Here is a 12,023-nt window from a genome sequence, read left to right on the forward strand (position 1 = left end):
CCATGTGTTTAGTGAATTTAAAAATACTATGGATGATGTTGAGCCCCTACCTATAAACAATCTCCGTAGTTTCCTGAAGGGAATCCATTGTTACGGCCGGGATGCATATCCATGTAAGGTATTATTTTCGTTTCATAATGTAAATTCAAACAGCGCGTACCGATTAAAATGGGCACGCGCTGACGGTATGACTTTTATGAAACAGGCACTAAGATTTAATTCAACTGCTCTCCATTGGTTTCAATCACATTCTTATACCAATAGAAGCTCTTTTTTCTGGATCTGGCAAGTGTTCCTTTGCCTTCATTATCCTTATCGACATATATAAACCCATAACGCTTTTTCATTTCACCGGTTCCCGCACTTACCAGATCAATACATCCCCAAGGCGTATACCCTATTAGGTCTACTCCATCAGCAATCGCTTCTTTCATTTGCTCAATGTGTTGCTTTAGATAATCAATTCGATAATCATCGTGAATGGAGCCGTCTTCTTCCACTGTATCTACGGCGCCAAGGCCATTTTCAACAACCATTAACGGGATTTCATATCGGTTGTAAATGTTATTGAGGGACCATCTCAATCCCTGTGGATCGATCTGCCAATCCCAGGCACTTGCTTTCAAATGAGGATTCTTTAAGCCCATAGATAAATTTCCTCCCACCTTCTCCTGGTTGGGATCGGCACTGACACAAGTAGAGGAATAATAGCTGAAAGTATAGAAATCTACGCAACCTTCCTTTAAGATGTCCTCATCCTCTTCTTGCATTTTGATCTGAATGTTATGATCTCTAAAATAGCGTTTGGCAAATCCCGGATAAGCTCCTCTTACTTGAACATCTGAGCATAGGAAATTACTTAAGTTATCCTTTTGTTGAGCTAGCAGAATATCATCAGGATGGCATGTAAGTGGGTAGGAACACATATAAGCAATCATACAACCGATTTTAAAGTCCTTATTGATTTCATGACCCAGCTTTACAGCCTTTGCACTGGCAATAAATTGATGATGCAACGCCTGATACAGAACCTGCTCATCCTTCACTGTAGCATGGGCAAGCTCTCCATTCCCCTCCGGCATCATAGCTCCAGCCATGAATGCTCCAAATGACAAGGTTAAAATATTGATTTCATTAAAGGTTAACCAGTATTTCACGACATCTTTGTATCTGTTAAAAAGCACTTCACAATATCTCACATAAAAATCTACGACTCTGCGATCTGACCAACCATTATATTTTTGGGTCAAATGAAACGGTGCTTCATAATGTGAGATTGTAACCAAAGGCTCAATATTATACTTTTTCAATTCTGCGAATACACGATCATAGAACTGCAAGCCTTGCTCATTCGGCTCTGCATCATCTCCGTTAGGAAATATTCTTGACCACGCAATGGACATTCTAAAGACCTTAAATCCCATCTCTGCAAATAAGCGGATATCCTCTTGATAGCGGTGGAAAAAATCAATAGCCTCGTGACTCGGATAGTTCACTCCTTCTTCCAGTATAGGTGTAATTCTTCGGGAAGTCGTATGCGTTCCAGCCGTAATCACATCAGCAGTGCTTAAGCCTTTACCTTCTTCATTATATCCACCTTCAAATTGGTTGGCAGCCGTTGCACCTCCCCATAAAAATCCTTGTGGAAATTCCAATTTAGTTGTATTTTTCATTGTTTAATTCCTCCTCAACATTTAATTAAGATTAGACTACGACGGTCAATAAATCCTCTTGATACTCAATCGCCTTCTTCTCTGTTTCAATGACATCCAGGTAATTCGTAGTATTGGCAACGATAACAGGTGTGGTCAAGACATAACCAGCCTCTTTTATAGCTTCCATATCAAACTCCATAAGCAGCTGGCCTTTTTTAACAGCATCTCCCTGTTTTACTTTAGGATAAAAATGTTTGCCTTTTAATTTGACCGTATCTTTGCCTACATGGATGAGGACCTCAACACCGTGATCACTTGTAATCCCAATCGCATGACCTGAAGAAAATAATGATGTTAATACACCATCTACAGGTGAAACGACCTTACCTTCAGAAGGTTCAATGGCAATCCCTTTACCAAGAGCACCTGTCGAAAAGGCTTCATCTGTTACTTCAGATAAAGACTTCACTTCACCTTTTAATGGACTCATCACCGTCTCTTGTTTTACTAAAACTTCTCCTTTTGCCGCTCCTAGTGTACTATCTTCCTTTTTTGCTTCTTTCACTTCGTCATCTTTAAATCCGCCAAAGAACATAAGCAAGAAGCCTAATACAAAGCTTACCAGGATACCGATAACAGCCCCATAAAATCCGTTGTCTATTCCTGCCGGACTGATGTAGCTCGGGATAGCGAAAATACCCAATCCACCAATAATGTAACCTTTAGTACCCATCATTCCTATAATACCGCCGCCTACTGCGGATGCTATACAGCTTAAAATAAATGGTTTCTTACGTGGTAATGTAATCCCGTAAATTGCTGGTTCCGTCACACCAAAAATCCCGGAGATGACAGCTGGAATGGAAAGTGATCTCAGTTTTACATTTTTGGTTTTAAACAAAATCGCCAGTACGACGCCCGTCTGAGCAAAGGAAGCTCCCAGCGTAGCCGCAAGAATCGGATCGAATTTAAGCACTGCTAAATTGTTCATAGCGATAGGAACAAGTCCCCAGTGTAATCCAAAGATAACAAACACTTGCCAGAAAGCGCCCATGAGCATACCTTCAATAATCGGACTTAAGTTATACACAAAGAGGGTTCCAGCGCCAAGCAGTTGACCTGCCCAAGTCGAGAGAGGTCCAATCACAATCAACGCTAAGGGTACAATAACTAACAATGTGAAAAACGGAACCAAAAATGTTCTCACTACGCTAGGGATTACCTTTTTAAAGAAGTTTTCTATTTTTGAGCCTACATAGGTGGATATGATAATCGGAAGAACGGTTGACGCATAACTCATCAGAATGACCGGAATACCTAAGAAGGTGATATATACCGGTGACTCAAATATAGTACCGCTAAATAGAGTGTATAGTGGTTTGCCCGAGGCTGTTATCGTGCTAAATGTTGGGTACACAAGCGATGCACCTATAGCCATACCTATAAAAATGTTGGCATTGAACTTTTTAGCTGACGTATACCCCAGGAAAATAGGAAAGAAGTAAAACAAACAATCACCTAAAGCATTAAGAATTTGATAGGTGCCCGATGTAGTGGCCAGCCAGCCCAAAGCTACAAATAAGGCGGTGAAGCCCTTAATCATACCTGTGGCACTTAAGACACCCAGCGTGGGTGTAAATACACCTGAAATGGTATCAATGAACCTATTGAACAAACTCATTTTTTCACCTGATGCTTCTTCTGAATCTCCTGTCTGAAAACCGCCTACAGCAGTAACATCAGCATAAACCTCAGGTACATGGTTACCTATAACAACCTGGTATTGCCCGCCACTCTTTACCACAGTGACAACACCATCCATATTTTTCAAAACCTCTGTATTGGCTTTACTTTCATCTTTTAGTTTGAAGCGCAAGCGTGTAATACAATGAGTTAGACTATTCACATTTTCTTTGCCGCCGACATTTCTGATGATGTCTTTTGCTAATGTCTCATACTTCATTGTAACTTCCCCTTTAATTGTATTTATAAAAAAAGGCAAAACCAAAATAGATCAAATTCGATCTAGGTTGGTTTCGCCTGCATTACCAGTAACAATCCAAGAGTTATTCAATTTTGTCTTTGGGTCACACGCTGAATATGAATCGTTATATACAGCTTTTCCTCATCTGACAATACCATATCCAAGTATTTCTCAATCTTCAGCATGCAGCCATAAGCCTTTTTGTACTTTGTTTTCACTTGCCTCCACAAAAAATCGTCTTCCAGTTCTACTTTTTCTTTTTTATTTAATCGCTGAAAGAAGAATCTTAAATGTGTAATAAATCGCTCATAACTGATCGAGTGTTCATCTATGGTGGTATTATAAGAGTATTTAATAATATTCAAGATGTCGTGTATTTTTTGAGTTTGCTGAGCAACATCTGCTACCTTGTTGTAGGAGCTGTTTACTTGAGCATTTATTAAATGAAGAGCAATATTACCTGCTTCATCTTCTGACAATCGTTTGCCTGTTTCGTCTTCAATGAACTCCAGTGCTTTTAATCCAACCGCAAATTCTTTGGGATAAAATTTTTTAATCTCCCAAATTAATGGATTTGCATTTTTAAACCCTTCATCAAACATTTTAAATGCATTGTTCATGTGATCCGTAAGCGAAACATATATATAATCGCTCAATTGTGCTTCTAATATGCTTTTTCCATATTCAATGATGTCATAGCATAACGAAACATATTCTGATGGAACATCCTCTAACAATAACTTGAATTTCTCTGAAGCATCTTTATGTTTAAGCACAAAGACCTTTTCAATTAGATGCTCTTCTACTTGTTCACCTGCACTCTTTTTGAATGCAATACCACGACCCATAACAACAAATTCATCTCTTTTTTGATCTTTGGCTATTATGGCGTTGTTATTAAATATCTTCGTTATGATCATCTAACTGCCCCCCTTATCCCATCAAATTTAAAAAAGGATTTAGTTGCTGGGCGAAATTTCAGATAGGTCACAAGACGGTAATAGCCGATCAAACCTTCGTCGTAAATCAAATTCAAATGTATTGATTTACAATTTCGTGTTATGAAAACGCATTCATAATAAGAGACAAAGCCTTACGTTTTCCCTGAATGATCTTGAGTGCTTCCAAACCGATCTGATATTCCGTTTTGAAAATGAATATAGTCGGTTAACCACGTCCTATGACATCATTTTTTGGATGTCGATTCGTTGGTCGACGTCATCATCTTTGTTGTTCAGCACTTGTAAGGCTTTATATCACTCACCTTTCTGCGTTATGGCTGGCCAGATATTCATATCATGCAGGATATCGTAAAGCTTGTATTCTAAAAAGAAAAGGCAAAACCCAACACATGGAAATCTAATTCCATGCCTCGGGTTTTGCCTTTTCAGTAACAATCCCAAGATCATAATAACATCGAATTTAAGTTTTGCCAACAAAAATGTTTGCGCTTTCTTTTTCGAGGCAACCACATCAAATACAACACATTATAATGGTATAAAATGTCAGCCACCAATGTAGGACATGTTAATCTTTTTTTTGTTGTTGGCTGTCTGCTCCGTACGTTCATCGGAATACCGATCTGTGCGTTGTTCCCATACTGAAGTAATCACATCGAGTAATTCCTGGTCATTCGCTCCATTACGAAGCATCTGACGTAGATCAAATCCGCCTGAAGCAAACAAACATGTATAAAACTTTCCATCGCAGGATAAGCGGGCACGTGTACAAGACGAACAAAACGATTCAGAAACCGAAGTAATAAAACCAATCTGTGCGTCGCTGTCTTTATAACGGTAACGCTTTGCTACTTCTCCAAAGTAATCCCGATCCATCGGCTCCAGCTCGTACGCATTCTTAAGTCGTTCAACGATTTCTTTTTTGGTTAGTACCTTTTTGAAGCTCCATCCGTTGTCATTACCTACATCCATAAACTCGATAAAGCGAAGGGTTATTCCCTGCTCCTTAAAATAAGCGGCCATCGGCAAAATCTGCGAGTCATTAACGCCTTTTTGAACTACCATATTGACCTTGATTTCAAAGCCGATTTCTCTTGCATATTCGATCTGCTTCAAAATAACATCAGGCTTAATCCCCCGCCCATTCATCCGCCCAAATAGCTCGGGGTCCAGAGCGTCCAGACTGATATTAAGCCGTCGTAGCCCCGCGTCATAGAGAGGCTTAGCCTGCTGCCCTAGCAGCACACCGTTGGTGGTCAAACCGACATCTTCCACTCCGTCAATGGACAGGATTTGGGAGACCAGGTCGGGTAGATTCCTGCGCATTAATGGTTCGCCGCCCGTGAGTCGGATCTTTTTTACACCCAGGGATACAAAGAGCTTCGTCAGCCGGTGAATCTCTTCAAACGACAGACATTCATTTTGGGGAAGAAAGGCGTAATCGTCACCGAAAATCTCTTTAGGCATGCAATAGGAACAGCGGAAATTGCAGCGGTCTGTAACCGATATACGCAGGTCACGAATCGGCCGCTGCAACTTGTCTTTCAGTGGATGAAAATTCATACGCCCCCTCCTTTCTAGTTGTTTAGCATCGTTATCATTAGCCGCCGCTGACTGGGGGAATGAAAGCTGCAATGTCCCCATCCTGTAATACATCCGTAGACAACGCATACTCCTCGTTTATCGCAATTCGCACAGACTTGATCGGCATATCTGGATATTGATCTGTTATCCAATTGGATAAATCGCCTACCGTTTGGCCCACCAAATCTGCCAATTCTTCTGCTTTTCCCGTCACCTCACGGAGTCCCGCAAAGTAGTACAGCTTAATCATGACTGATCTCCCCTGGCTTTTTCTTTTGATCTCCGACCCACTGCGTTCCATCTTCCCAAATCTCTCGTTTCCAAATAGGAACTATTTCTTTGATTCGCTCGATCGCGTATTCATTCGCCTTATACGCATCCGAACGGTGAGGTGAAGAAACAGCAATGACAACGGCGATATCACCGATTTGAAGCTCGCCAATGCGGTGCGCGATCGCCACTCGCGTTCCTTCCCACTTCTGTTCGATTTCGCGACCAATCTCTGCGAGTTTTTTTTGAGCCATAGGGACGTAGGCCTCATAAGCAAGGTATAAGGTCCGTACGCCTTGAGTCCATTCTCGTACGTGCCCTGTAAAAATAGTCACCGCTCCTGCTTCCGGCCTTAGGACATAATCCGCATAAGCCTGCGGGATAATGGGCTCCGTTACGATTTCAAATACACTCATCTTTTCCACCTTCCAGCCACCGGACAAACCACTCTCCGGTGACAGACTCTTTTAAATGTTTCTGCTTTTTGTATCTACATCTCATTTAACCGAACAGCTGATGATATAGTTTTTGACCGTTGGCAACACTCCGTACACCGTGTATGAGAAGCCTTCCGTTTTTGAATAAAATCATTCGATGCTTAAAAGCATAAAATTCAACGAAATAAGGGGTTCTTTTTACACTATCTGCTATAAGCCTGCCCATTTTCTCTGCATCATCAAGCGTGATTGGACGATGTGGGTCTGGAAGAACCTGTACCACGTTCCGTCCGCACAGAGCCGCATACGCCGAGCGACGTGATGCTGTCAGTGCAGGAAACGTAGGATGCTCTCCACAGGTTGGACATTCTTGGTTACGGATGCGGGAAATCCCTATGTCCATCTGCGTGTTCTCCCATAGATCAAATAGATGAACCTTGTGGCGCATCTTATCACGCCTGCCGCTCAGCCACTTCATGGCTTCTGCACATTGGAGGGCTGCTGTCACCTGGACTGCAGGCGAGATGATTCCAGCCGTATCGCAGGTCTGATTGATCGCAGGCAGCGATGGCAGAAGGCAGCGTAAACAAGCTGACTCGCCCGGCACGAATGGAAAAACAACGCCTGTGCTTCCAACACAGGCTCCGTAAATCCATGGAATTCCTGCCTTCAGTGCAGCATCGTTGATAAGCAGACGAGTTTCGAAATTGTCCGTAGCATCCATCAGCAATATACTTTTGCTGGCAAGTTCTTGAACAAGCTCGGCATCCAAGTTATCGAGATATGTGTGCAACCTCACGTCTTCTCGTATGGCTTTCAGCCTTTTTTCGGCTGCCATGACCTTAGGCTGCATTTCCGCGGCGTCCTGCTCCGTAAACAGCTGCTGACGTTGCAGATTCGACACCTCCACATAATCCCTGTCAACAAGATGAAGCTCCCCAACGCCCGCTCTTACCAGTGTTTCGGCAATGGCGGAACCCAGTGCCCCGCAACCGATAATGGTGACGACAGCAGCGGATAAATTACGCTGCCCTTCGCCACCAATAGGTCTAAATAAGATCTGTCTGGAATAACGTTCATTCATTAGATTGTGTCCCTTGATAATACAGCCATATAACGAGGATCAGGCTAGCCAGCGCCACTTGGGAGAGTAGCATGAATCCAATGGAATATTGGCCAGTAGCGGCATGAATCGTCGACAACAAGATCGGAGGGAAAAAGCCACCGAGACCGCCCATCATGGATACAATTCCGTTAACTATGCCTGCCTGTTTATTAAAATAAAATGGAACTAGCTTGAAAATAACGCCGTTCCCCATTCCAGCACATACAGCGATCGCCAAGCAACCCACTGTATAAAGGGTAATCCCTGGTGAAAAAGCCAAAAGAATCGCAGCGACTGTATAAACAGAGAACGTACCTACCAGCAGGAACAGGGGCTGAAACCGATCTGCCAGCCAGCCACCGATAGGGCGGAAGAAAGTGGCAATCGCTATGAAGCCTGCTGTACGCATCCCTGCATCCACTTTACTCAGCTCAAAATTCGATACCAGGAAATTCGGCAAGTACACCGTGAACGCTACAAATGAGCCAAATGTAATAAAATAAAAGAGTGAGAAAAACCAAAGCTTTTCATTTTTGTAAACTCCTTTAATCTGTTCCATAATGGGCGTCTTTACTTTAGCTTCATGACGGTCCCCTAAGAAGAAATTCAAAACGATAAAAACAAGCAGCAGAATGAGATACAGCTTCACTGTAGGGGCCCAGCCAATTTGAGTAGCCACAATAGGGGCCGAGAAGGTAGTGACGGCTGTTCCCAAATTTCCTATGCCATACATCCCATTTACAAACCCATGCTTTTCCTTTGGATAATACTTCGGCAGCGAAGTCACCCCAACCGAGAACACAGCTCCCCCAATCCCAAGGAACAAGCCACCGATAATTAAATCCATCATCGTAGAAGCTTCACTGATATAGTAGACGGGAAACAAAAGCAAAATAAAGCTAACGAGAAAAACGATTCTTGCTCCGAAGATGTTGGCATAATAACCAAGCGGAATGCGCAGAATCGAACCAAGCACGACTGGAATTGCCGTGACCATGGCCAATTTTCCGGGTGGAATAGCAATATCCTCCGTAATGAACGGCATAAGAGAAGAAATGATAACCCATACCATGAATCCAAGAATCAAGTTCAATGTTTGTAACGGCAACTGCATTTTTCTAATCATTTAACTCACCTTTTCAACGTTTTTTCTGTCGAATTATTGATTTGAATTTTCTGTCCCCATTGTAGCCGCTAGCCCATCCATTCGAATATAGGGGAGTCCCCTTTACCTGACAGGGGACTCCCTGAAAATATAAAAAGCCGCTTCTATAGGAAGCGGCTTGGTCAATTCAAGAGATAAGCGTATTTAATTTGTCACATAATTTGGTCAGATCATTCCGATTGATCTGTTGTTCTGCCATAGGAAAAAGTACGGTTTCTTCTTTTATAAAATGTACAGTCAGGACTTCGAAGGCCTCCCCTGCGTTCTTGGTCGCCTCCTGAATCTCATCAAGCGTGAGCAAACTCAGATCGCCCTCCGTCTGATAAAGAAAATGATCGATATAGCCCTCTATTTCACGGTGCTCCTCCTGTATACCGACGAGCGGTCCCTGTTCAAAACCAATGTAGGTTCCTAGCAGAGAAAAGAAGTGTTCTTCTTCCTTTTCGGTATGTTTCTTGAGGGGTACCCTAAAACCGATAATCTGCATTCTCAGCTTTTCCAGTTGCTTGCGGCCTTCTTCCAAATCTAGTATTCTGTGCTGCTCAAACCACAATACAATGGCATGCCATTCATCCATCAGATAGGTTAGATAGCGATGCTCATTTTCAAGAATACGCATGGCAGGTTTGGAAAAGCGCAGTTTCTCATTTTCCAGCACGCGGATTTCCTCCATTCATCGGCTAAAAATCCAGCATTTTTTTCTTTAATGCATATTGGACTAGTTCAGGCCGGCTTCTTAAATTTAATTTTTCCATAATTTTCGCTTTGTTCGCTTCCACCGTCTTGACAGAGATGAACAGCTTTTCCGCAACTTCCTTGTTACCGTAACCTTTTGCGACCAGAGGCAGAATCTCCAGTTCCCGCTTGGACAGGATCTCATAAGGATCTTCTGATTGTGACGTAGTATCTTTTTTGATGAACTCACGAACGAGAGAAGTAGCCATTTTAGGATGGATATAAGTCCCACCCCCATGAATGGTTCGTATAGCAAGCAATAGCTCCTCATCTGGAGCATTTTTCAAAACGTACCCTGAAGCACCATTCTTTAAAATATGAAAAAGATATTCTTCATCGTCATGCATGGTCAGAATCAGAATTTTAGTATCAGGGTGGTCCTCTTTAATCTTGCCTGTAGCGATCAATCCACTTTCGCCTGGGGGCATGCTGAGATCCATGATTAGAATATCCGGACGATATTTAGCTACCATCGTATACGCTTCAATGCCATCCGCAGCCGTTCCGACAACCTCCATATCCGATTGGAAGTTCAAAATCATGGAAAATCCGCTTCGTACAATAGCATGGTCATCCGCTAACACAATTTTGATCAAGTCTCTATTCCTCCTCTTGGCCAATCGGAATTTGTAAAAAGACTTTGGTTCCCTGACCAACATTTGAAAGGACGCCAAAACTTCCGCCTACCAGCTCTGCTCGCTCCTGCATGCCATATAAACCTAATCCCGTTCCAATAGGCTTGCTCCCCTTTTCAAAGCCAATTCCATCGTCCTCTACAGTCAAACGAAGTGTATGATCGTGCTCAGTCAAAGAAACTTTAACCATATCTACCTGGGCGTACTTCAAGGCATTGAGAACAGCCTCCTGGCAGACACGGTAAATGACCGTTTCCTTTTCACTTCCGTATCGCTTTTGGGGAAGATCCGACACAAATTCAACGACAAGACCAAAGCTTTGCTCAACCCTCTTGAAATGGGAACGAAAGGCCGCTTCAAGCCCAAAATCATCAAGTGTAGCAGGGCGTAGTTCCACAGACAGATTGCGGATATCATCCAACAATCGCGTCATAGATGCTTCAGTCTGCTTCATATTTTTGATGAGCTGTTCATCATTCGTCATGTATTTTAACACCCGTAGTTCAACAACCGCGCTCATCAATTCCTGGGCCACACTGTCGTGCAGTTCCCTGGAAAGCCGTTTGCGCTCATTTTCCTGCGCTTCAATGACATGCTTCATCATTTTGTTTTGATACAATTTTTCCTGCGTCTGAAATTGCGGAGTCAAGTCTCTCAACATCAACACCCGTGTTCCATGTTCAGAATCAATGGTGTGAAAAGAAGCGGCATAGGGAACCATTCCGTTGCTCTTCGTTTCCAGATACACCTGAAAAGAAGCGAAATCCTTGGATTCTGGCATATTGAAATAACAGTCAAGGCAGGTACGGGGCTCCGTTTCGCTTGTATAGCCCCTGCATGTTCCACATAAAGCTCTTTCCTTCCCTTCATAGAGTTGAATGAGGACGTCATCGCCCACAATCTCCTCTGCAGCCGGGTTCATGGCTAGGGTATTCCCTTGCCTATCAAAAAAGAAAATGGCTTCCGTACTGTTCTCAAACAACTTCACCATTAGCGCACTCAAAGAGCCAGTCCCTAAAGACAATGTCAATTCACATCACTTCCTTCCCGTTCAACTCTCCAATTCCCCTATGCGCCAAGGCTTCCAAATCACGCATCATGGCTTCGGTCATGAGCTGTTCTTCCCGAAATCCACCAAGCAGTACGCCCGCGACGCGAGCATCATTCCATAGGGGAACAGCCCCGAGACTCTTGAGCTTCTCGGATTGAACGATCGGATAGTTAAACAGGTTGTCTGCCCCCACATATTGATAAATAGATGGAATGAAAACGGATTTCCCGGTTTTAAACACGATTCCTGCTATGCCCTTACCGGATTGCAGCACAATCCGCTTAAAGCGATCATTTAAATTACCGGCTGCATTTTTCCATTTAATAACGTATTGATATTCGGCCGGTTCAACCAGAGCAAGCGCCATGAAATCATAACCGAAATGTTCGCGTATTCGCTCAAGCTCCCTTTGATAATCCATCCTATTATTCATCGCTCTCTCC

The 12,023-nt window shown here is 43.0% G+C and carries 12 protein-coding genes; all 12 read right to left on the reverse strand.

Annotation, left to right across the window (positions count from 1 at the left end; translation table 11 throughout):
* Nucleotides 1-215 precede the first annotated feature (215 nt).
* The gene (locus KAI37_RS18450) at nucleotides 216-1,673 is read right to left on the reverse strand and encodes a glycoside hydrolase family 1 protein (RefSeq protein ID WP_071642117.1); all 1,458 of its coding nucleotides are present in this window, start codon (nucleotides 1,671-1,673) and stop codon (nucleotides 216-218) included.
* 31 nt (nucleotides 1,674-1,704) lie between these two features.
* Nucleotides 1,705-3,618 carry a beta-glucoside-specific PTS transporter subunit IIABC gene (locus KAI37_RS18455; protein ID WP_071642119.1) on the reverse strand — a complete coding sequence of 638 codons (1,914 nt, stop codon included), beginning with the start codon at nucleotides 3,616-3,618 and terminating at the stop codon, nucleotides 1,705-1,707.
* Nucleotides 3,619-3,725: 107 nt separating this feature from the next.
* On the reverse strand, nucleotides 3,726-4,559 hold the full coding sequence (gene licT, locus KAI37_RS18460) for a BglG family transcription antiterminator LicT (protein WP_013311326.1): 834 nt from the start codon (nucleotides 4,557-4,559) through the stop codon (nucleotides 3,726-3,728).
* 585 nt (nucleotides 4,560-5,144) lie between these two features.
* Entirely contained in the window at nucleotides 5,145-6,161 is a 1,017-nt protein-coding gene (gene moaA / locus KAI37_RS18465; protein ID WP_071642126.1) for a GTP 3',8-cyclase MoaA, read from the reverse strand.
* Nucleotides 6,162-6,198: 37 nt separating this feature from the next.
* Nucleotides 6,199-6,432, reverse strand: a complete 234-nt coding sequence (locus tag KAI37_RS18470; protein WP_071642128.1) for a MoaD/ThiS family protein — start codon at nucleotides 6,430-6,432, stop codon at nucleotides 6,199-6,201.
* A complete protein-coding gene (locus KAI37_RS18475; protein WP_220029981.1) occupies nucleotides 6,425-6,868 on the reverse strand; it encodes a molybdenum cofactor biosynthesis protein MoaE in 444 nt (147 codons plus the stop codon). The genes KAI37_RS18470 and KAI37_RS18475 overlap by 8 nt, the downstream gene beginning before the upstream one ends.
* Before the next feature lie 85 nt (nucleotides 6,869-6,953).
* Nucleotides 6,954-7,973, reverse strand: a complete 1,020-nt coding sequence (locus KAI37_RS18480) for a ThiF family adenylyltransferase (RefSeq protein ID WP_220029982.1) — start codon at nucleotides 7,971-7,973, stop codon at nucleotides 6,954-6,956.
* Nucleotides 7,966-9,120 carry a nitrate/nitrite transporter gene (locus KAI37_RS18485; RefSeq protein ID WP_076293951.1) on the reverse strand — a complete coding sequence of 385 codons (1,155 nt, stop codon included), beginning with the start codon at nucleotides 9,118-9,120 and terminating at the stop codon, nucleotides 7,966-7,968. Before KAI37_RS18485 ends, KAI37_RS18480 begins: the two co-directional genes overlap by 8 nt.
* Before the next feature lie 166 nt (nucleotides 9,121-9,286).
* Nucleotides 9,287-9,817, reverse strand: coding sequence for a hemerythrin domain-containing protein (locus KAI37_RS18490; RefSeq protein WP_220029983.1), 531 nt, complete (start codon nucleotides 9,815-9,817; stop codon nucleotides 9,287-9,289).
* Nucleotides 9,818-9,839: 22 nt separating this feature from the next.
* Complete coding sequence (locus KAI37_RS18495) at nucleotides 9,840-10,487, reverse strand: response regulator transcription factor (RefSeq protein WP_023989699.1); 648 nt, start codon at nucleotides 10,485-10,487, stop codon at nucleotides 9,840-9,842.
* A gap of 7 nt (nucleotides 10,488-10,494) precedes the next feature.
* On the reverse strand, nucleotides 10,495-11,559 hold the full coding sequence (locus KAI37_RS18500) for a PAS domain-containing sensor histidine kinase (protein WP_220029984.1): 1,065 nt from the start codon (nucleotides 11,557-11,559) through the stop codon (nucleotides 10,495-10,497).
* 1 nt (nucleotide 11,560) lies between these two features.
* Entirely contained in the window at nucleotides 11,561-12,013 is a 453-nt protein-coding gene (locus KAI37_RS18505; protein WP_023989701.1) for a GAF domain-containing protein, read from the reverse strand.
* Between the last annotated feature and the right edge of the window lie 10 nt (nucleotides 12,014-12,023).

The sequence above is a fragment of the Paenibacillus sp. S25 genome (genome assembly GCF_019454085.1).
Taxonomy (GTDB): domain Bacteria; phylum Bacillota; class Bacilli; order Paenibacillales; family Paenibacillaceae; genus Paenibacillus; species Paenibacillus polymyxa_B.

Bases quoted from the DNA above. Each gene is read 5' to 3' on its own strand.
- KAI37_RS18450 (WP_071642117.1), bottom strand. From the start codon at position 1,673: ATGAAAAATACAACTAAATTGGAATTTCCACAAGGATTTTTATGGGGA.
- KAI37_RS18455 (WP_071642119.1), bottom strand. From the start codon at position 3,618: ATGAAGTATGAGACATTAGCAAAAGACATCATCAGAAATGTCGGCGGC.
- licT (WP_013311326.1), bottom strand. From the start codon at position 4,559: ATGATCATAACGAAGATATTTAATAACAACGCCATAATAGCCAAAGAT.
- moaA (WP_071642126.1), bottom strand. From the start codon at position 6,161: ATGAATTTTCATCCACTGAAAGACAAGTTGCAGCGGCCGATTCGTGAC.
- KAI37_RS18470 (WP_071642128.1), bottom strand. From the start codon at position 6,432: ATGATTAAGCTGTACTACTTTGCGGGACTCCGTGAGGTGACGGGAAAA.
- KAI37_RS18475 (WP_220029981.1), bottom strand. From the start codon at position 6,868: ATGAGTGTATTTGAAATCGTAACGGAGCCCATTATCCCGCAGGCTTAT.
- KAI37_RS18480 (WP_220029982.1), bottom strand. From the start codon at position 7,973: ATGAATGAACGTTATTCCAGACAGATCTTATTTAGACCTATTGGTGGC.
- KAI37_RS18485 (WP_076293951.1), bottom strand. From the start codon at position 9,120: ATGATTAGAAAAATGCAGTTGCCGTTACAAACATTGAACTTGATTCTT.
- KAI37_RS18505 (WP_023989701.1), bottom strand. From the start codon at position 12,013: ATGAATAATAGGATGGATTATCAAAGGGAGCTTGAGCGAATACGCGAA.